This window comes from Amycolatopsis sp. NPDC043885, assembly GCF_056435685.1.
On sequence record NZ_JBWKEA010000001.1, the window covers coordinates 279,583 to 299,106 of the forward strand.

General features: G+C 68.2%; 21 protein-coding genes. 9 read left to right on the top strand and 12 right to left on the bottom strand.

Annotated features, from left to right (window positions below; translation table 11 throughout):
- Positions 1 to 8 precede the first annotated feature (8 nt).
- Positions 9 to 1,295, top strand: a complete 1,287-nt coding sequence (gene hisS / locus AC069I_RS01415; protein WP_478264631.1) for a histidine--tRNA ligase — start codon at positions 9 to 11, stop codon at positions 1,293 to 1,295.
- Between the two features lie 47 nt (positions 1,296 to 1,342).
- Here hisS and AC069I_RS01420 read toward each other — a convergent pair whose 3' ends face one another.
- The 3 genes from AC069I_RS01420 to AC069I_RS01430 are packed head-to-tail and all read right to left on the bottom strand — an operon-like array spanning position 1,343 to position 3,750.
- Complete coding sequence (locus AC069I_RS01420) at positions 1,343 to 2,344, bottom strand: aldo/keto reductase (RefSeq protein ID WP_478264632.1); 1,002 nt, start codon at positions 2,342 to 2,344, stop codon at positions 1,343 to 1,345.
- Positions 2,345 to 2,368: 24 nt separating this feature from the next.
- A complete protein-coding gene (locus AC069I_RS01425) occupies positions 2,369 to 3,352 on the bottom strand; it encodes an aldo/keto reductase (protein WP_478264633.1) in 984 nt (327 codons plus the stop codon).
- Positions 3,349 to 3,750, bottom strand: a complete 402-nt coding sequence (locus AC069I_RS01430) for a MerR family transcriptional regulator (RefSeq protein WP_340684589.1) — start codon at positions 3,748 to 3,750, stop codon at positions 3,349 to 3,351. Before AC069I_RS01430 ends, AC069I_RS01425 begins: the two co-directional genes overlap by 4 nt.
- 84 nt (positions 3,751 to 3,834) lie before the next feature.
- Here AC069I_RS01430 and AC069I_RS01435 point away from each other — a divergent pair, with 84 nt between their 5' ends.
- On the top strand, positions 3,835 to 4,428 hold the full coding sequence (locus tag AC069I_RS01435) for a TetR/AcrR family transcriptional regulator (RefSeq protein WP_478264634.1): 594 nt from the start codon (positions 3,835 to 3,837) through the stop codon (positions 4,426 to 4,428).
- A 217-nt stretch (positions 4,429 to 4,645) separates the two neighbouring features.
- Here the strand turns inward: AC069I_RS01435 and AC069I_RS01440 are convergent, their stop codons facing one another.
- The 4 genes from AC069I_RS01440 to AC069I_RS01455 are packed head-to-tail and all read right to left on the bottom strand — an operon-like array spanning position 4,646 to position 7,656.
- A complete protein-coding gene (locus tag AC069I_RS01440; RefSeq protein ID WP_478264635.1) occupies positions 4,646 to 5,926 on the bottom strand; it encodes a hypothetical protein in 1,281 nt (426 codons plus the stop codon).
- Positions 5,923 to 6,516 carry an RNA polymerase sigma factor gene (locus AC069I_RS01445; protein WP_340684592.1) on the bottom strand — a complete coding sequence of 198 codons (594 nt, stop codon included), beginning with the start codon at positions 6,514 to 6,516 and terminating at the stop codon, positions 5,923 to 5,925. The genes AC069I_RS01440 and AC069I_RS01445 overlap by 4 nt, the downstream gene beginning before the upstream one ends.
- Before the next feature lie 54 nt (positions 6,517 to 6,570).
- Entirely contained in the window at positions 6,571 to 7,194 is a 624-nt protein-coding gene (upp, locus tag AC069I_RS01450; RefSeq protein WP_037332384.1) for a uracil phosphoribosyltransferase, read from the bottom strand.
- Between the two features lie 18 nt (positions 7,195 to 7,212).
- Positions 7,213 to 7,656: a protein-tyrosine phosphatase family protein gene (locus AC069I_RS01455; protein ID WP_478225111.1), complete on the bottom strand. Its 444-nt coding sequence runs from the start codon at positions 7,654 to 7,656 to the stop codon at positions 7,213 to 7,215.
- Positions 7,657 to 7,761: 105 nt separating this feature from the next.
- Here AC069I_RS01455 and AC069I_RS01460 point away from each other — a divergent pair, with 105 nt between their 5' ends.
- From AC069I_RS01460 to AC069I_RS01480, 5 genes are read left to right on the top strand one after another with little or no spacing between them, the layout of a single operon-like run.
- Positions 7,762 to 8,370 carry a DUF1707 SHOCT-like domain-containing protein gene (locus tag AC069I_RS01460; protein WP_478225231.1) on the top strand — a complete coding sequence of 203 codons (609 nt, stop codon included), beginning with the start codon at positions 7,762 to 7,764 and terminating at the stop codon, positions 8,368 to 8,370.
- A gap of 22 nt (positions 8,371 to 8,392) precedes the next feature.
- Complete coding sequence (locus AC069I_RS01465; RefSeq protein ID WP_478225110.1) at positions 8,393 to 9,556, top strand: serine hydrolase domain-containing protein; 1,164 nt, start codon at positions 8,393 to 8,395, stop codon at positions 9,554 to 9,556.
- 19 nt (positions 9,557 to 9,575) lie between these two features.
- Positions 9,576 to 10,550 carry a deoxyribose-phosphate aldolase gene (gene deoC, locus AC069I_RS01470; RefSeq protein ID WP_478233895.1) on the top strand — a complete coding sequence of 325 codons (975 nt, stop codon included), beginning with the start codon at positions 9,576 to 9,578 and terminating at the stop codon, positions 10,548 to 10,550.
- A 3-nt stretch (positions 10,551 to 10,553) separates the two neighbouring features.
- A complete protein-coding gene (locus tag AC069I_RS01475; protein WP_478225108.1) occupies positions 10,554 to 11,987 on the top strand; it encodes an aldehyde dehydrogenase family protein in 1,434 nt (477 codons plus the stop codon).
- Positions 11,980 to 12,846 (top strand): aldehyde dehydrogenase family protein, encoded by an 867-nt coding sequence (locus AC069I_RS01480; RefSeq protein ID WP_478225107.1) that lies wholly within the window; start codon positions 11,980 to 11,982, stop codon positions 12,844 to 12,846. The genes AC069I_RS01475 and AC069I_RS01480 overlap by 8 nt, the downstream gene beginning before the upstream one ends.
- A gap of 141 nt (positions 12,847 to 12,987) precedes the next feature.
- Here the strand turns inward: AC069I_RS01480 and AC069I_RS01485 are convergent, their stop codons facing one another.
- Complete coding sequence (locus AC069I_RS01485) at positions 12,988 to 13,626, bottom strand: TetR/AcrR family transcriptional regulator (protein WP_478225106.1); 639 nt, start codon at positions 13,624 to 13,626, stop codon at positions 12,988 to 12,990.
- A 218-nt stretch (positions 13,627 to 13,844) separates the two neighbouring features.
- Here AC069I_RS01485 and AC069I_RS01490 point away from each other — a divergent pair, with 218 nt between their 5' ends.
- The gene (locus AC069I_RS01490; protein ID WP_478225105.1) at positions 13,845 to 15,059 is read left to right on the top strand and encodes a cytochrome P450; all 1,215 of its coding nucleotides are present in this window, start codon (positions 13,845 to 13,847) and stop codon (positions 15,057 to 15,059) included.
- Between the two features lie 8 nt (positions 15,060 to 15,067).
- Entirely contained in the window at positions 15,068 to 15,262 is a 195-nt protein-coding gene (locus tag AC069I_RS01495) for a ferredoxin (RefSeq protein ID WP_034304647.1), read from the top strand.
- Positions 15,263 to 15,321: 59 nt separating this feature from the next.
- Here the strand turns inward: AC069I_RS01495 and AC069I_RS01500 are convergent, their stop codons facing one another.
- From AC069I_RS01500 to AC069I_RS01515, 4 genes are read right to left on the bottom strand one after another with little or no spacing between them, the layout of a single operon-like run.
- On the bottom strand, positions 15,322 to 16,137 hold the full coding sequence (locus AC069I_RS01500) for a carbohydrate ABC transporter permease (protein ID WP_126735250.1): 816 nt from the start codon (positions 16,135 to 16,137) through the stop codon (positions 15,322 to 15,324).
- Positions 16,134 to 17,069 carry a carbohydrate ABC transporter permease gene (locus AC069I_RS01505; protein WP_478225104.1) on the bottom strand — a complete coding sequence of 312 codons (936 nt, stop codon included), beginning with the start codon at positions 17,067 to 17,069 and terminating at the stop codon, positions 16,134 to 16,136. The genes AC069I_RS01500 and AC069I_RS01505 overlap by 4 nt, the downstream gene beginning before the upstream one ends.
- Positions 17,069 to 18,409 carry an ABC transporter substrate-binding protein gene (locus AC069I_RS01510; RefSeq protein WP_478225103.1) on the bottom strand — a complete coding sequence of 447 codons (1,341 nt, stop codon included), beginning with the start codon at positions 18,407 to 18,409 and terminating at the stop codon, positions 17,069 to 17,071. The genes AC069I_RS01505 and AC069I_RS01510 overlap by 1 nt, the downstream gene beginning before the upstream one ends.
- Positions 18,402 to 19,406, bottom strand: a complete 1,005-nt coding sequence (locus AC069I_RS01515) for a zinc-dependent alcohol dehydrogenase family protein (RefSeq protein ID WP_478225102.1) — start codon at positions 19,404 to 19,406, stop codon at positions 18,402 to 18,404. Before AC069I_RS01515 ends, AC069I_RS01510 begins: the two co-directional genes overlap by 8 nt.
- Positions 19,407 to 19,524 lie beyond the last annotated feature (118 nt).

The window sequence follows — 19,524 nt, forward strand, 5'->3', positions numbered from 1 at the left end:
TGGTTGACGTGCCTGAATACCTGCCGACAGCCCCCGCCAAGGGGACCCGCGACTTCCTGCCCGCCGAGATGTCCGTCCGGACGCAGGTGTTCGGCCATCTCTACGACGTGCTCGAACTGCGCGGTTTCCTCCGCTACGACGGGCCGATCCTCGAACCCGCCGAGATCTACGAGCGGAAATCCGGGCAGGAGATCGCGGACCAGCAGCTGTACACGCTGACCACCAAGGGCGGCGAGCGGCTGGCGCTGCGCCCGGAGATGACGCCGTCGGTCGCCAGGATGATCGCGGGCAACGCGAAGTCGCTGCAGTTCCCGGTGCGCTGGTACAGCCACCCGAACTGCCACCGCTACGAGCGGCCGCAGCGTGGCCGGGTCCGCGAGCACTGGCAGATCAACGCGGACATCTTCGGTTCGGACAGCGCGAACTGCGAGATCGAGATCTTCGAGCTCGTCCACGACATGATGAGCGCGCTCGGCGCGACCCCGGACATGTTCCAGGTGCGGGCCAACGACCGGAACCTGCTCTCTTCGGCGCTCACCGACATCGTCGGCGTGACCGCGGAGCAGCTGCCGCAGGTGTTCACCCTGGTGGACCGCTGGGAGAAGTCGGACCGGACGAAGCTGAGCGACACCGCGAGCGAGATCGGGCTGACCGACAAGCAGTTCGAGAAGCTGACCGAGATCCTGACTTCCGGCGCCGCCTTGCTCGACGAGCTGCCGGACCAGGTCAAGGAGAACTCGAACCTGGTCAAGGTGCTGAACAGCGGCGCCGCGGACCTGATCACGTTCGACCCGATGATCGTGCGCGGGCTCGCGTACTACACGTCGACCGTGTTCGAGGTCTTCGACACCTCTCCGGAGAACCGTCGCGCCCTCTTCGGCGGCGGCCGGTACAGCGACCTGGCGTCGCTGTTCACGTCGCAGCAGATCCCCGGGATCGGCTTCGGCATGGGCGACGTCACGCTGATCGACTTCCTCGACACGCACGGCCTCACCCCGAAGCCGCGCAGCGAGGTCGACGTCGTGGTGATCCCGGTGACCGAAGAACTCACCGACGCCTCGCGCGAGGTCGCGGGACTGCTTCGGAAGGCCGGGCTGCGCACGTCCACGCCCGTCGAACTCCGCAAGCTGGGCAAGGAGCTCACCCGCGCGGACAAGGCCGGGGCGCGGGCCGTGGTGATCGTCGGCCAGGAAGACTGGGACGCCGGGAACGTGACCGTGCGCGGGCTCGCGACCCGTGAGCAGCAGACCGTGGCCGTCGACGGTGTGGTCGACGCGGTCAACTCCCTGCTCTGACAACGAGAAAGCCGGCGCCCTTCGATCGGGCGCCGGCTTTGTCGTGTTCAGCGGGACAACAGGCGCATGGCCGCTTCGGGATAGCGCTCCCCCGCGACCGCGTCGGCCGGGACCGCCGCCTCGATGGCGGCGATGTCCTCGGCGGTCAGCTTCAGGCCGACGGACGCCACGTTCTCTTCGAGGTACTTGCGGCGCTTGGTGCCCGGGATCGGCACGACGTCGTCACCCTGCGCCTGCACCCAGGCCAGCGCGAGCTGTCCGGCGGTGACGCCCTTCTGCTCCGCCAGCGAACGCAACGCGTCGACGATCGCCATGTTGCGCTCGAAGTTGCCCTCGGCGAACCGCGGCTGGGTCGTCTGACGGAAGTCACCCTCCGCGAAGTCCTCTTTGGACTTGAAGCGGCCGGTGAGGAAACCACGGCCCAGCGGGGAATACGGCACCAGTCCGATGCCGAGCTCCCGGCAGACCGGGACGACCTCGTTCTCGATGTCGCGCGACCACAGCGACCACTCGGTCTGCACGGCCGTCACCGGATGCACGGCGTGTGCCCGGCGGATCGTCTCCGGGCCGGCCTCGGACAACCCGATGTGCCGGATCTTCCCCTGCTCGACCAGCGAGGACAGCGCGCCCGCGGTCTCTTCGATCGGCACATTCGGATCGACGCGGTGCTGGTAGTAGAGGTCGATGTGATCGACGTTCAACCGGCGAAGCGAAGCCTCGACCTGTTGGCGCACATAGAATTCGTCACCTCGGATCCCGCGCTTCGAGGGGTCTGCCTCGTCGCGCACGATGCCGAACTTGGTCGCCAGCACCACCTGATCCCGCTTGCCCGCGAGGGCGCGGCCGACCAGTTCCTCGTTGCGGCCGAAGCCGTACATGTCGGCGGTGTCGATCAGGGTGACGCCCAGTTCGATCGCGCGGTGGACCGTCGCGATCGATTCGGTGTCGTCACCCTGGCCGTAGAACTCGCTCATGCCCATGCAGCCGAGCCCCTGCGCGCCGACTTCCAGCGTGCCGAGCCCGCGGGTGGGCAGGGTGGAACCCGTCATGATTTCTCCGCGATTCTCTGGGGTTTACTTTCCGGCGGCGCGGGCGAGCCGCTCCGGGTAACGCTCACCGGCGATCGCCTCGGCGGGCGCGGCCTTTTCGATGGCCTCCATGTCCACTTCGGACAGTTTCAGGTCCGCGGCGACGGCGTTCTCTTCGAGGTACTCGCGGCGTTTGGTGCCCGGGATCGGCACGACGTCGTCGCCCTGCGCCTGCACCCAGGCCAGCGCGAGCTGTCCCGCGGTGACGCCCTTCTGCTCGGCCAGCTCGCGCAGCGCCTCGACGATGGCCATGTTGCGCTCGAAGTTGCCCTCGGCGAACCGGGGCAGCCCGCGGCGCAGGTCGTCCGCCGGAAGGTCCTTCACCGACGTCACGCTGCCGGTGAGGAAACCGCGGCCGAGCGGCGAGAACGGCACGACGCCGATGCCCAGCTCGCGAACGGTCGAGAGGATCTCGCCTTCGATGCCGCGGGTCCAGAGGGACCACTCGCTCTGCAGCGCGGTCACCGGGTGGACGGCGTGCGCGCGACGGATCGTCTCGGCACTGGCCTCGGAGATCCCGGCGAACCGGATCTTCCCCTCGCTCACCAGCTCCGCGAGCGCACCCCAGGTCTCCTCGACCGGCGTGTTCGGGTCGACACGGTGCTGGTAGTAGAGGTCGATGTGGTCGACGTTCAGCCGGCGAAGGGACTCTTCGCAGCTCTGCCTGACGTACGCCGCGTCGCCGCGAGCGGACATGCCGCCGTCCTGATCCCAGACGATGCCGAACTTGGTCGCCAGCACCACCTGGTCCCGCTTGCCCGCGATCGCCCGGCCGACCAGCTCTTCGTTCGCTCCGGCGCCGTAGACGTTCGCGGTGTCGATCAGGGTCACGCCCAGTTCGAGCGCGCGGTGGACGGTGGCGATCGACTCCGTGTCGTCGTCGCGGACGCCGTAGGCCTGGCTCATCCCCATGCAGCCGAGCCCCTGCGCCCCGACCTCCAGACCGCCGAGCCTCCTGGTGCTGATCACGCTGAAATTCCCTCCACGGTGGCTCCGGTGCCGAGCACCTTCCGCTCCACCTGGTCGTAGTGGTCGATCTTGTAGTCGAGGATGTCGAGGCAGGTCTGCAACTCGGCGATCCGGTCGGCGACCGATTTACGCTGGTCGACAAGGATCGCCTTGCGCCTTCCCGCGCTCGCCGCCCCGTGGTGGCGCAGGGAGGCGTACTCCCGCATCCGCTTGATGGGCATGCCGGTCAGGCGGAGCTTGGTCAGGAACCCCAGCCACCCGAGGTCGTCGTCGCTGTAGGCGCGGCGGCCTGCGGCGTCCCGCGCCGGCGGCTCGACGAGTTTGATGCGCTCGTAGTACCGGAGAGTGTCGATGGACAGTCCGCTACGTCGCGCGGCTTCCGCTATCGAGTAGCTCATGCGAACGACACTACGACCTGGAGTGCGCTCCAGGTCAACTCCGAATCCGAGCGATTGATAACAGCGTTGCGATACCCTCTGCGCATGCCCCGCCCCAGGACGCACGACGAGAACCTCCGGCTGAAACTGCTGGACCGCGCCGGTGAACTCATCTCGGCCGACGGCCCCAAGGCGCTGAGCCTCCGCAAACTGGCCGCCGACGTCGGCACGTCCACCACCGCGGTCTATTCGCTCTTCGGCGGCAAGACGGACCTCGTCAGCGCCCTCTTCACCGAGGGCTTCCGCCGCTTCGGCCGCCGGATGTCCGGGGTCACGCTGAGCGGTGACCCGGTCGAGGATCTGGTGCGGCTCGGCGTCGTGTACCGGGAAAGCGCGCTGGCCGACCCGCATCTCTACGCGATCATGTTCACGAAGTCGGTGCCGGGTTTCGAACCGGCGGAGGAGACGTCCGAGCAGGCTCGCGCCACGATGGCGCCGCTGGAGGGAACGATCCGCAAGGCCGTCGCCGACGGCGTCTTCCTCGACGTGCCGCCCGAGGTCGTCACGGTGGCGTGCTGGGGGTTCGTGCACGGGCTCGTGTCGCTGGAGCTGAACGGGAACCTTCCGGAGCAGTACACCGTGAGCACGGCTTACGAGACCGCGCTGCGGGTGAACGCCGCGGGCTGGCTGCGCCGGTGACCTGCGTTCAGCGGGCTAAACGCGATCCGGGGGACTTCGGGACTGGGGTGCGCCGGGCGCGCAAGTCCGTGAAGGCCTCCTTGCCTACCTTCAGAGTAAGGAAGGAGGCCTTCACTACCTCGTCGATCCGGCAAGTACATGAAGGTCCTTCAGGTACTTCCTCATAACGCGCCCAAGCCCCGGATCGCGTTTAGCGGGCTAAACGCGATCCGGGTACTCAGTAGAGCGCGAGGGGGCCCTCATGGAGCGTCTTCCCTGCGGCATCGAGGACGACAACGCCCACCTGCGCGTTCGGGTCCATAGCCCCGGGAAGCTCCGGTCGCCAGACCGCGAAAGTCCCGTCGGTGACCGCCGCCTCGACCTTCTTGCCCGCCCCGAAATCGAGCTTCACCGTGGTCGCGGTCCGCGGCACGATCCCGATGAACGGATTCTTCGCGCTGCCGACCCCGCCCTGCTCGGAGCCGCCGAGCGTTTCGGTCGACAGTTTGCCCACTGATCGCGGATCGGCGTCCGGGCCGGCGAAGACGCGGTAGTACTCGCTCGTGCCGTCGTGATACCCGAGCCCGCCCTGGCAGACGACGAACCTGTCGCCGAGCCGGGCGACGACCACCTTGACGTCATCGCCTTCGAGCAGTGTCCCGGTCTCGTACGCGTCCACGTCGGACAGCGGTTCGGTCGCTCCCTCCACACAGGTCTGGAAGAACTTCCCCGCCGGTGTGCCCCGGTCCGGCACCACGGGCGGGACGCGATCGATGTCCGTCACAGCCGGTTCGGGCGCGGGCCGAAGGCCGTGCGGCGCGACGGTGACGCCGTCGCCCGGCTCCCCGGTGTACGGCCCGACCGAGTACGTGGTCCGCGAAGGTTTGGACTGCGAAAGCACCACGAACAGGTTCCCGTTCCGGAAGATCGGCACATCGGACGAGGCCGTCGAATCGGCGGTCCGGCTGAAGAGCTCCATCTTCTCCCAGCCGGGGTCGGCCACCCCGGCGACCGTTCCGGCGCGGCTCATCAGCAGTGCCGCGGCCTTGGTCCCCGTGGCGTAGGACGGGGCGTCCGGGTCGGACACCGTCACCGTGATCGACGTGGTTTCACAGAAGAAGACCTTGCCGCCCGCGCGCACCGCGACGACCGTCACGGACGTCCAGGAAGGGGCGACGGTGAACTGCGGCACCCATTCGTCACGGGCGGGGAAACCGGCGGCCCTGCCGCGGGTCTGGAGCGCCGCCCAGCACCGATCCATGGCCGGGACGGCCTTCGGCAGGTCAAGAGCGAAATCAGGGTCGCTCGCGACGGCGGGTCCCGGCCCGTCCGGCTCCCGGATGAGCACGGTCGTGACCAGAGCTCCCGCGAGGATCAGGACCACGGCGGCCGCGGCGACGGCGATCGGCCATCGCCGCCGCTCGGGTTTTCCCATGCCCTCCCGCAAGGACATCCGCAGGTTGTCGAGCACTTCCGGAGGGAGTTCGCGCCTGCCGGGCAGGCCGAGGTCGTCGGTCATTTCTCCTCCAGGGCGGCCCGCAGCTGCGTACGGGCCCGCGAGATGTGGGCGCGAACGGTCACCTCGGCGACACCGAGCAGTTCGGCGGCGTCGGCGAAGGAGAGATCTCCGAGCAGGCAGAGTTCGACGGCTTGCCGCTGCGATTTCGGCAGCTTCGCGACCAAGGCGAGCACCTGCCGGAGGCGGTCTTCGCCGTCGAGCTGGTCGACGACGGTGTCGGCGTGGTCGGATACCGACCGGGGCTCCGGCAACCGCCGGACGAGCCGGAGCCGCCGCCCGGTGCTGCGGTGTTCGCTGCGCGCGAGGTTCCCCGCGACGGTGTACAGCCACGGCAGCGCGCTGTCGCGGATGAGCGTGATGTCCGCCCGGCGCCGCCAGGCGGTGAGAAACGTCGTCGACGTCAGGTCTTCGGCCGACGCCCACGACCCGGTGAGCCGGTAGGCGTGGTTCCACACCGACTGGACATGCCGTTCGAACAGCTCGGTGAACGCCGGGTGATCACCGCCCGCGGCCGCCCGCCAAAGCTCCGTGTCGCTCCTGTCGGGAGGAGGTTCGCACGAGTCCACCGGCACCCCCACCGTTCCGGTCACTGTTCTGGTCACACCTGTCAGTGACCGGCAACGGCGGAGTTGTTGCGAACCGGGTCAGACGGCCCCGTACTGCCGGTCCCCCGCGTCCCCGAGGCCGGGCACGATGAACCCGGAGTCGTTCAGCCGCTCGTCGATGCTCGCGGTCACCACGCGCAGCGGCAGCCCGGTCTTCTCCAGGTGCTCGATGCCCTCGGGCGCGGCGAGCGCGCAGATCGCGGTGACGTCGGTGGCGCCCCGGTCGGTGAGCAACCGGATCGTGTACTCCATCGAGCCGCCGGTCGCGAGCATCGGGTCGAGCACCATCACCGGCCGGTCGGCGAGCGATTCGGGCAGCGACTCGAGGTACGGCGTCGGTTTGAGCGTCTCTTCGTCGCGGGCGAGGCCGACGAAACCCATTTGGGCGTCCGGGATCAGCTTGTGCGCCTGGTCCGCCATCCCGAGCCCGGCCCGCAGCACCGGTACGAGCAGCGGCGGGCTCGCCAGCGCGTAACCGTCGGTGCGCGCCACCGGCGTGTGGATCCGCTCGATCCGCACGGGCATGTCGCGGGTGGCTTCGTAGACCAGCATGACGGTCAGTTCGTGCAGTGCCGCGCGGAAGGCGGCGCTGTCGGTGCGCGCGTCGCGCATGGTGGAGAGCCTGGCTTTGGCCAGCGGGTGATCAACGACGTGCACATCCATGCCGGTCAATTTAGCCCGTCACGCCTGCCGCGCGAACCAGCCGACCCAGCGGCGCTGCCAGGGCGTCTCCACCGAACGCTTGTCGTGGTTGGCCCGCGCCCATGCCACCGCCTCGCCGGCGCTCAGCCCGGAAAGGGTGGCGAGACAGGACAGCACCGTGCCGGTTCGCCCCACTCCGCCGTAACAGGCGACCTCGACGCCTTCGCCCGCCGCCGCCCGGGTGTGCAGGTCGACGATCCGGCGCCGCGCGTCCGACCAGTCCGTCGGTAGCAGGAAGTCGGGCCAGCGGATCCACGCCCGCTCCCAGTCCATTTTGTGATCGTGCTTCCGGCGCAGTTTCGCGCCGCCCAAATACAGTCCGAAATCCGGTGAGGGCCCGTCTGGCCAGGGACGACCCAGGCCCCGCCCGCGCACCTTGATCCCGTCCGGCAGCTCGACGGCGCCGGGTAGTGAGTTCCCCATCACGGGAGGATGCCACTGTCGACCAGAAGATGGACGCTTGGCCCTCTCGTCGGCGCTAGGCTCCTCCAGGTGAGTGAAGAGCCGGCCCTGCCGGGCCCCGAACAGATGCGCATCTCCGACGCCGATCGCGAGCAGGTCGCGCAGGTGCTGCACGCGGCGATGTCCGAAGGGCGCATCACCATCAACGAGCTGGAAGAGCGGCTCACCACCGTCTACGCGGCCAAGACCGTCGGCGACCTCAAGCCGGTCACCGCGGATCTGCCCCAGTCGAGCACGGCGATCCAGCCGGCGACCTCGCGCGCGCTCGGCCTGCCCGACGACCGCATCGGCGGGCATCCTGGCTCCGGCGCCTCGATCGCCGTCATGTCGGGCGCGTCGCGCAAGGGCAGCTGGGTGGTCCCGCCGCAGCACAACAGTTTCGCGTTCTGGGGCGGCGCCGATCTCGACCTGCGGCACGCGCGGTTCGCCGAGAAGCACTCGACGATCACCGCGGTCGCGATCATGGGCGGGATCGACATCGTCGTGCCTGACGACATCAACGTGGACGTCACCGGAATCGGCTTCATGGGCGCCTTCGAACTGGAGGATCGCGCCGGGACTCCCCCGGCGCCGCCGACGGCGCCGACGGTGAAGATCACCGGCCTGGCTTTCTGGGGCGGAGTCACCGTCATACGGAAGCCACGTAAGAAGGACGTACCCGAACTGGAAGCCTGACCTGGACTGGGGGGTTCACCACATGCGCCGAAGTTTCGTCGCGATCGCTTGTGCCGCACTGCTTTCGGCCACCGCGTTTCCGGCGGTGGCCGCCGAGAAGACCGATCCGCGCCAAGCCGCGATGGACGCGGCGGTCGCCGCGGGCATCCCCGGCATGGTCGCCGTCTCAGACGATTTCCGCGGTGTCAGCGGCGTCGCGAACATCGAACGGCCGGGCAAACCCGACGCGTCGGGCCGCTGGCGGATCGCGAGTGTGTCGAAGGTGTTCGTCGCGACGCTGGTCCTGCAGCTCGCGGCGGAAAAGCGCGTCGGGCTCGACGAGCCCGTACAGCGTTACCTGCCTGGGCTGTTGCCGTATCCGGAGCCGATCACCGTCCGCCAGCTGCTGCAACACACCAGCGGGCTCCCGCGTGACCTCGCCCCCGAGGACTCCTGGGCGACGGGGCCGGAGGTCGACACCGAACGCTTCGAGCACTTCGACAGCGACGACCAGATCCGTCTGAGCGTGTCGAAGCAGCCGCTGCAATTCAAGCCCGGCACGAGCTGGGCGTACTCGAACACCGGCTACAACGTCCTCGGCCTGTTGGTCGAGAAGATCACGCGGAAGCCGCTGGAACGTGCGCTCGCGGAGCGTGTCACCGGGCCGCTGCACCTGCGAGACACGTCGCTCCCCCGCGATTTCCCGTTCCTGATCCGCCCTGCCGCCCGCGGCTACGAGCAGCTGTACGACGCGCCGCGCGGCCTCACCGACGTCACCACCTACAACTACTCGCGCTACTTCGGCGCGGGCGGCATGGTGTCCTCGGGCAAGGACCTCAACCGGTTCTTCGAGGCGTTGTTCGGCGGGCGCCTGCTGCCCGCCGATCTGGTGACGCAGATGAAGAAGACCGTCCCGGTGGGCGGCGGTATGGAGTACGGGCTCGGCCTGATGAAGCTGAATCTCAAGGCGGCGGGCGCCTGTGCCGAGGACATCTCGATCTGGGGGCACGGCGGCGACCTTCCGGGGTTCGCCACCCTCAGCTTCCACGACGACTCCGGCAAGAACATCTCCACGCTGGCCACCGTGGACATCACCGCGTCGCCGGACGCCGCGCTCAAGCGTCAGCTGCCGATGATCTCCGAGTTCTGCGCCCCGGCGGTGCCCTCGACCAGGGCGGTCGCCCAGGCCCCGGTGCCCAGCTTGTAGGCCGCTTACACTCACCCGTATGACAGCTACGACCAGCTCGTCAGCGGCGACGGCCACCCCGTCGCCGCTGGCGGACGCGACTCGCGACGAGGCGAGCCTGCGCCGGTTCCTGCACGGGCTGCCTGGTGTCGACCAGGTCGGCGTCGAGCAGCGGGCGGCGGGACTCGGCACGCGCAGCATCAAGAAGGCCGCCAAGCTCTGGGCGATCGACACCGCCATTTCGATGGTCGACCTGACGACCCTCGAAGGCGCCGACACCCGGGGCAAGGTCCGCGCGCTCGCCGCGAAGGCCATGCGGCCGGATCCGGAACGCCCGGACACTCCGCAGGTCGCGGCCGTCTGCGTGTACCCGGACATGGTCGAGACGGCTGTCGAGGCGCTTCGCGGCACCGGCATCCACGTCGCGAGTGTCGCGACCGGCTTCCCGGCAGGCCGCACGAGCCGCGAGATCAAGCTGGCCGACACCAAGATCGCCGTCGACGCCGGCGCCGCCGAGATCGACATGGTGATCGATCGCGGCGCGTTCCTGGAAGGCCGCTACCTGGAGGTCTTCGAGGAGATCCAGGCCATCAAGGCCGCCTGTGGCAGTGCTCACCTCAAGGTCATCCTCGAGACCGGTGAGCTCGCCACCTACGACAACGTCCGCCGCGCGTCCTGGCTCGCGCTGCTGGCGGGTGGCGACTTCATCAAGACCTCCACCGGCAAGGTCTCACCCGCCGCGACGCTGCCGGTCACCCACGTGATGCTGCAGGCCGTCCGCGACTGGTTCGTCCAGACCGGTGAACTGCGCGGCGTCAAACCGGCCGGTGGCATCCGGACGACCAAGGACGCGATCAAGTACCTGGTCGCGGTGCACGAGGTCGCCGGCGAGCAGTGGCTGAACCCGGACCTGTTCCGGTTCGGGGCGTCCAGCCTGCTCAACGACCTCCTGCTGCAGCGCCGCACCCAGGCCGACGGCCACTACAGCGGTCCCGACTACGTGACGGTGGACTGATCCATGGGCATCTTCGAGTACGCGCCCGCGCCCGAATCGCGCGACCTCGCGAACCTCAAACCGCATTACCGTCCGTTCGTGAACGGCGAATTCGTCGACGGCTCGGGTGAGCCGCTCAAGACGATCAACCCGGCCACCGAAGAGGTGCTCGCCGAGGTCGGCACCGCATCGGTGTCCGATGTGGACACCGCGGTGAAGGCCGCGCGCAAGGCGTACAACGGTGTCTGGTCCAAGATGCCGGGCTCCGAACGCGCCAAATACCTGTTCCGTATCGCGCGGCTGATCCAGGAACGGTCGCGCGAGCTGGCCGTGCTGGAAAGCCTCGACAACGGCAAGCCGATCAAGGAATCGCGCGATTCCGACGTGCCGACGGCGGCCGCGCACTTCTTCTACCACGCGGGCTGGGCCGACAAGCTCGACTACGCGGGCTACGGTCCGAACCCGAAGCCGCTCGGGGTCGCGGGCCAGGTCATCCCATGGAACTTCCCGCTGCTGATGCTGGCGTGGAAGATCGCGCCCGCGCTGGCCACCGGCAACACCGTGGTGCTCAAACCCGCGGAGACCACGCCGCTGACCGCGCTGGTGTTCGCGGAGATCTGCCAGCAGGCCGAACTCCCGCCCGGCGTGGTGAACATCCTGCCCGGCGCCGGGGACATCGGCGCCGCGCTCGTGGGCCACGGCGACGTGAACAAGGTCGCCTTCACCGGATCGACCGAGGTCGGCAAGGCCATCCAGCGTCAGATCGCGGGCACCGCGAAGAAGCTGACGCTGGAGCTGGGCGGCAAGGCGGCGAACGTCGTCTTCGATGACGCTCCGCTGGACCAGGCTGTCGAGGGGATCGTCAACGGGATCTTCTTCAACCAGGGCCACGTGTGCTGCGCGGGCTCGCGCCTGCTGGTGCAGGAGTCCATCGCCGAGGAGCTGCTCGAGAAGCTGCGCTACCGCGTTTCGACGCTGCGGCTGGGCGACCCGCTGGACAAGAACACCGACATCGGCGCGATCAACTCCGCCGAGCAGCTCGCGAAGATCAAGGGCCTCGTGGAGTCCGGCGACGCCGAGGGCGCGCAGCGCTGGACCAGCCCGTGCCCGGTGCCGGAACGCGGTTTCTTCTTCGCCCCCACCGTGTTCTCCGATGTCCAGCAGTCGATGCGCATCGCCCGCGAAGAGATCTTCGGGCCGGTGCTTTCGGTGCTGACCTTCCGCACGCCGGACGAGGCCGTCACCAAGGCGAACAACACGCCGTACGGACTCTCCGCCGGAATCTGGACCGAGAAGGGTTCGCGCATTCTCTGGATGGCGAACCAGCTCCGGGCCGGCGTCGTCTGGGCCAACACGTTCAACCGCTTCGATCCCGCCGCGCCGTTCGGCGGCTACCAGGAGTCGGGTTTCGGCCGCGAAGGCGGACGCACCGGACTGGAGGCCTACCTCGATGTCTGACCGTATTTCGGTGGCGAAGACCTACAAGCTCTACATCGGCGGCAAGTTCCCGCGCTCGGAATCCGGCCGCGTGTACCCGGTCACCGACACCAAGGGCAAGTTCCTGGCGAACGCCTCGCACGCGTCCCGCAAGGACGTCCGTGACGCGGTTTCCGCCGCCCGCAAGGCTTTCGGCGGCTGGTCGGCGGCGACCGCGTACAACCGCGGCCAGGTGCTGTACCGGGTGGCGGAGATGCTGGAGGGCCGCCGCGAACAGTTCGTCGCGGAGGTTTCGGCGTCCGAAGGCGTCGCGGCGAAGAAGGCACAGTCCCTTGTGGACGCTTCGATCGACCGCTGGGTCTGGTACGCGGGCTGGACGGACAAGATCGCGACCGTGCTCGGCGCGGCCAATCCGGTCGCGGGCCCGTACTTCTCCTTCACCGTGCCGGAGCCGACCGGTGTCGTGGGAGTGCTGGCGCCGCAGCAGTCGTCGTTGCTGGGCCTGGTGAGCGTGCTGGCCCCGGTGCTGGCGACCGGCTCGACCGCGGTGGTCGTCTCCAGTGCGGACCGGCCGCTGCCCGCGATCACGCTTTCGGAGGTGCTGGCGACATCCGACCTGCCCGGCGGGGTCGCGAACATCCTGACCGGCCGCGCGTCGGAGCTGGGCTCGTGGCTCGCGTCGCACGGGGACGTCAACGCCCTCGACCCGACCGGCGCCGAGCCGTCCGCTCGGGCGGACCTGGCGCGCGAGGCCGCAGGGACCGTGAAGCGGGTCCTGACCGTTCCGGACACAGAGCCGGACTGGACCGCCGACGCCGACATCTCGCGGCTGCGGCGGTACCTGGAGGCGAAGACCGTCTGGCATCCGCTGGGTGTCTGACCCGCCCGGTTTGCGCAGTTGGACACCTGAAGTCCGTGAAGGCCTCCTTCCCTACCCTGAATCCAGGCTGCGCGCGCAGCGCGTCCGTTGAGGGCGGCGGCGGGGGGCATGGATGGAGTAGGGAAGGAGGCCTTCACGGACTCACGGGTCCAGGTCGGCCCCGGTCAGCGCCCGGCCCGGCAGCGGCTCGTGCGTGCCGACGGCCCGCAGGCCGTCGATCATGATCCCGATGCACCGCCTCGTCGCCATCCGCGCGACCTCCTCGCTCTTGCCCGGCATCTGCCGCAGCAGCGTCGCGAACAGGATCGCGACGTCACCGGTGGCGACGTCCGTCCGGAGCCGGCCTTCCGCCTGCGCGCCCCGGACGAAGGCGTCCATCACCAGGAGCAACTCGTCCCGCAGGGCCTTGATCGCGGGATCACTCTTCAAGATCGCCAATGCCCGTGGCGACACCATCGCGAGCTGGATGCTCAGCTGCAGCTCCATCGACTGGTGCAGCAGCCGGACCAGCGCCTCCCAGTCCGAGGCCTCTTGATCCCTCGCCGCCTTCGCGTCCCTGAGGACTCGGTCGAAGTTGTCGACGGCGACCGCCCTGATCAACGCGTCGCGGTCCGGGAACCGCCGGTACAGGGTGCCGACGCCGACACCGGCCGAGCGCGCGATCTCCTCCATCGGGACCTCGGCGCCTTGGGCGGCGAAGATGGCTCTCGCGGCGGCCAGGATCTGATCCCGGTTCCGGCGCGCGTCGGCGCGCAAGCGGGTCTCGGGGTCGGCTGTCATGATCCTCGCCTCTCGAAAGGTCCTTCAGGGCCGTGATTCTCGCACGTAAGGGCGTGCCCTTCACGCCTCCCGCGAAACCACCCCTTCGCGAGTGGACGGCCCGTCTCCACTTGAGTACCTTGGTGACATAAGCGGAATGAAACCATCCGCATACGTTCTTTTGGGGCCCCCTGTCCGCTATCGCCCGAACCACCCGACATCTGGGGAAGGACAACCCGATGACTGACGTCGAGGAAACCACCGCGACCTTGCCGCTGGCCCGGAAATGCCCGTTTTCACCACCGCCCGAATACGAGCGGCTTCGCCGGGAAAGTCCGGTTTCCCGGGTCGGTCTCCCTTCCGGCCAAACGGCTTGGGCGCTCACCCGGCTCGAAGACATCCGCGAAATGCTGAGCAGCCCGCATTTCAGTTCCGACCGGCAGAGCCCGTCGTTCCCGCTGATGGTCGCGCGGCAGATCCGCCGCGAGGACAAGCCGTTCCGCCCGTCTCTCATCGCGATGGACCCGCCGGAACACAGCCAGGCCAGGCGTGACGTCGTCGGGGAATTCACCGTCAAGCGCATGAAGGCGCTCCAGCCGCGTATTCAGCAGATCGTCGACGAACATCTCGACGCACTGCTCGCGGGCCCCAAACCCGCCGATCTCGTCCAGGCGCTTTCCCTGCCGGTTCCGTCCTTGGTGATCTGCGAACTGCTCGGCGTCCCCTACGCGGACCACGAGTTCTTCCAGTCCTGCAGTTCGAGGATGCTCAGCCGGGAGGTCACCGCCGAAGAACGGATGACCGCGTTCGAGCAGCTCGAAAACTATCTCGACGAACTCGTCACCAAGAAGGAGGCGGACGCCACCGAGGACGACCTCCTCGGCCGTCAGATCCTGAAGCAGCGGGAGACGGGCGAGGCCGACCACGGCGAGCTGGTCGGGCTGGCGTTCCTGCTGCTCATCGCCGGACACGAGACCACGGCGAACATGATCTCGCTCGGCACGGTGACCCTGCTGGAGAATCCCGATCAGCTGGCGAAGATCAAGGCGGATCCGGGCAAGACCCTCGCCGCCATCGAGGAACTCCTGCGGGTCTTCACGATCGCGGAAACGGCGACCTCACGCTTCGCCACCGCCGACGTCGAGATCGGCGGAACACTCATCCGCGCGGGGGAAGGCGTCGTCGGCCTGAGCAACGCGGGCAACCACGATCCGGACGGCTTCGAGAACCCGGACACCTTCGACATCGAACGCGGCGCGCGGCATCACGTCGCCTTCGGATTCGGGGTGCACCAATGCCTCGGCCAGAACTTGGCGAGGTTGGAACTCCAGATCGTCTTCGATACGTTGTTCCGGCGAGTACCGGGCCTCCGGATCGCCGTTCCGGTCGACGAACTGCCGTTCAAGCACGATTCGACGATCTACGGCCTCCACGCCCTTCCGGTCACCTGGTAGGAGGAGCCATGAAGATCATCGCGGACACCGGGAAATGTGTGGGCGCGGGCCAGTGCGTGCTCACCGATCCCGATCTGTTCGATCAGAGCGAGGACGACGGGACGGTCCTCGTGCTGAACGCCGAGCCCGAAGGCGAAGAGGCGGAAGAGAACGCCCGCACCGCCGTGCATATTTGTCCTGGGCAGGCATTGTCGCTCGCGTGAGGCGCGGGCGTCGTGAGTGGTAAGGACGGTTAGAACCGTCCTTACCACTCACGAGGCCGTTACTTGACCGCGCCCATCGACAGGCCGCGGACCAGGTGGTTCTGCGCGATCCAGCCGACGATCATCACCGGCAGCGACGCGAGCAGCGCGGCCGCGGAGAGCTGCGCCCAGTACAGGCCCTCGCTGGTGATGAACCCGACGAGGAACACCGGCACCGTCCCGGCGCGCGCGGCGGTGAGGTTGACCGAGTAGAAGAACTCGGTCCACGAGAAGATCACGCAGATCAGCGCGGTCGCGGCCACCCCTGGCGCGACCACCGGCATGATGATCTTCCGCAGCAGGATCGGCAGGGTGGCCCCGTCGATCCGGCCCGCCTCGATCATCTCGTGCGGCACCTCCAGGAAGAACGACCGCATCATCCAGATCGCCAGCGGCAGGTTCATCGAGGTGTACAGGATGATCAGCGCCCACACGTTGTCCAGCAGCTGGGTGTTCTGCGAGATCACGTAGAGCGGGATGATCGCCGCCACGATCGGCAGCATCTTCGTCGACAGGAAGAAGCCGAGCGCGTTACTCGTCCCCTTCACCGGCGCCAGCGAAAGCGCGTACGCCGCCGGGATTCCCAGCAGCAGCACGAAAAGCGTCGAAACGACGGTCACGAACGCCGAGTTCGACAGGTACGGCAGGAAGCCGCGTTCGAGCACGCCCGCGAACTGGTCGAGGGTCGGGGTGAAGAATAGTCGCGGCGGATCGGTGTAGGCGTCGGCCTCCTGTTTGAAGGCCGTGAGGATCATCCACAGCAGCGGGAACACGAACAGGATCGCGATCACCCAGGTCGCGACCGTCAGCGCGCCGGGGCCGAAGCGGCTTTTCATTTCGCGCCTCCCTGGACCGAGAACGTGCGGAACATCAGCCGCAGCGCGAAGGTCGCGACGATCATCGTCAGGATCACGACGATCACGCCCATCGCGGACGACTGCCCGATGTCGAAACCTTGGAACGCCCGCTGGTAGATGTAGAACGGCAGGTTCGTGCTGGCCGTCCCCGGACCGCCTTGCGTCATCAGGAAGATCGCGTCGAAGCTGTTGACGATGTAGATCGCGCCGAGCAGTGTCGCCAACTGCAGGAACCGGCTCAGATGCGGCAGCGTGATCGCGGTGAACGTCCGCCAGCGGCCGGCGCCGTCGACCGACGCGGCCTCCAGCACGTCCTTCGGCTGACTCTGCAACCCGGCCAGGATCAGCAGCATCATGAACGGCGTCCACTGCCAGACGACCTGGGCCATCACGGCTGCCAGCGGGAACTCCGAAAGCCAGTCGACGTCGGTACCGAACACGAAGTGCAGCAGCCCGTAGGTCGGGTCGAACATCGTCGTCTTCCACAGCAGCGCGCCCGCCGCGGGCAGGATCAGGAACGGCGTGATCAGCAGGGTGCGGACCACACCGCGGCCGAGGAACTTACGGTCCAGCAGGATCGCCAGCCCGAGGCCGAGCAACAGCGAGAAGAACACGCACACGACCGTCAGCACCACGGTGTTCAGCAGCGCCCCGAGGAACGTCGAGTCGGCGAAGACGTCGATGTAGTTCCGCAGCCCGACGAAATGCCGCGAGCCAGGGCGCACCAGGTTCCACGACTGGAACGAGTAGAACACCGTCAGCACGAAGGGCAACTGCGTCACGGCGACGACGAACAGCAGGGCGGGCAGGAGCGGCAGCCGTCGTTTGAACGGCGTATCGGTGCCGCGCTTCGGAGCCGCCTTCTTCGCGTGGGCGGGCTCGGTGCGGGCGGGAGCGGAGATCGTGGCCATCACTGCACCTCCTGATACGACTTGCCGACGGTCTGCGCGTACTCCTGTGACTGCTCCAGTGCTTCGTCCACGGTGATCTGGCCCGCGATCGCCGCCGAAAGCTGCTGGCTCACCCGGGTGCCGAGATCCTGGAACTCGGGGATGCCGACGAACTGGATCCCGGGGTAGGGCACCGGATTCACCATCGCCTTGCGCTGGTCGGCGTCCGCGATCCCGTCCAGCGTCGGCTGCGCGTAGGCCTTCGCGGCCTCGCGGTACTGCGGGATGTCGTAGGTCGACTTACGCACGCCCGGCGGGACCCGGTTCCAGTCGCCGAACTCCTGGGCGACCCGCTGCACGTAGGCCTTGTCGGTCATCCAGGACATGAACTTGAAGGCGGCTTCCTTGTCCTTGGCGACCTTCGGGATCGCCAGCGCCCAGGTGTAGAGCCAGCCGCTCGCCTGCGTCTTCTCCACCGGCGCCGGGGCGTAGCCGGACTTCCCGACGACCTTGCTGGCCGACGGGTCCTCGTTCGTCCCCGCCATGACCGTCGCGTCGTACCACATCGCGGCCTGGCCCTGCGTGTAGCGCGTGCCGCATTCGGAGAAGCCCGCGCTCGACGCGCCGACCTCGCCGTGGTTCCGCACGAGGTTCACATAGAACTCCGCGGCGGCCTTGAACTCGGGGCTGGTCAGCTTCGCGTTCCAGTCCTTGTCGAACCACTGCGCGCCGAAGGTGTTGGCGACCGTGGTGAACGGCGCGAGACTCTCGCCCCAGCCCGGCTTGCCACGCAGGCAGATCCCGGCGATGCCCTTGGCCTTGTCGTCGAGTTTCGCGGCGTACTCGGCGATCTGTGTCCACGTCGGCTTGGCGGGCATGGTGATCCCGGCCTGCTCGAACAGATCCTTCCGATAGGCCAGGAACGACGACTCGCCGTAGAACGGCACCGCGTAGAGCGATCCGTTGTGCGACAAGGACTCCTTGATGCTGGGGATGAAATCGTCCGCGTCGTAGGAGGGGTTCGCCGCGATATGCGGTCCGAGGTTCTCCAGCCAGCCGTTCGCGGCCCACTGCGGCGCCTCGTAGTTGCTGATCATGACGACGTCGAACTCGCCGCCTTCGGTGGCCGTCGACGCGGTGATCTTCGCGCGTGCCTGGTTTTCGGGCAGTGACACGAATTTGAGGCTGACGCCGGGATTCGCCTTCTCGAACTCGCCGGAAAGCTCGATGGCGTCCTTCATCTGCGGGTTCGCGACGATCGCGACGACGAGCGTCCGGTCACCGGTCCCGAGCGCGCCCGCACCGGCGCAACCGGTGAGGGTCAGCAGAAGGACCGCGAGCAGAGCGGCTGCTTTACGCACCTTCGCCTCCCGGTATGACCTGCACCTTCAGGCCGGCGCCGCTGCGCATGAGGGCGAGAGCGTCGGGGTACTGCTCCAGCGGCAGGGTGTCGGTGAGCAGCGCGGCGGTGTCGACGGCGCCGTCGGCGACCAGATCGAGCGCGGCACCGAAACTGTTCATGACGGCCATCGAGCCGACGACGGTGATCTCGTCGTTGTAGATCCGGAACGGCGAAAGCGCGACGCGTGCTTCGGCGGGCGCGACGCCGAAGACCAGCAGGCGGCCTCCGCGCTGAAGCGAGTCGAAAGCGGCTTCGATGGCGGGCGCGGCGCCGGTGCAGTCCGCCGCGGCGTCGAACTTCTCGTCGTCGAGGTCCTTCACGTCACCCGCGACCGCGGCCGCGCCGAGGTCCATGGCGCGGCCGAGCCGCGAGGTGTTGCGGTCGACCACCGTGACGTGGGCGCCCGCGCGCTGCAGCAACTGCTGCATGATCAGCCCCATCGTGCCCGCGCCGACGACGAGGAACCGCTCCCCCGCCTCGACGCCGATCCGGCGCACGCCGTGGACCGCGCAGGAGACCGGCTCGACGAGGGCGCCCTGTTCCCAGGTCATCGTGTCCGGCATGCGGTAACAGTTCGCGGACGGGACGGCGACGTACTCGGCGAAAGCGCCGTTCACGGTGTCGCCGGTGGCGTTCCAGTTCTCGCAGAGGTTGCCGCGGCCGGACCGGCAAGGCTTGCAGTAGCCGCAGAACAGCGACGGGTCGACGGCCACCCGGTCGCCGACCTTCCAGCCGCCCGGCACGTCCGCGCCGAGTTCGACGATCTCGCCGGCGAACTCGTGGCCGGGGACGATCGGATAGGGCGTCGGCGGGAAGTGCCCGTCGGCGATGTGGAGGTCGGTCCCGCAGATCCCGCAGGCACCCACCTTGACGACGACCTGGCGATCCCCCGGTTGGGGATCGGGTACCTCGCCGACCCTGATCTCCCCGGGCTTGTCCACGATCGCGGCACGCATGCCAGCTCCTCTTCTCTCCGCTCAGATGAGCGGGATGGGCCTATGCTTCGGACTGCAGGTTCAGGCATGGTGAACTTTTCCCTGGTGTTACGTCAACCTTTCGGGTTGATTTCGCGGT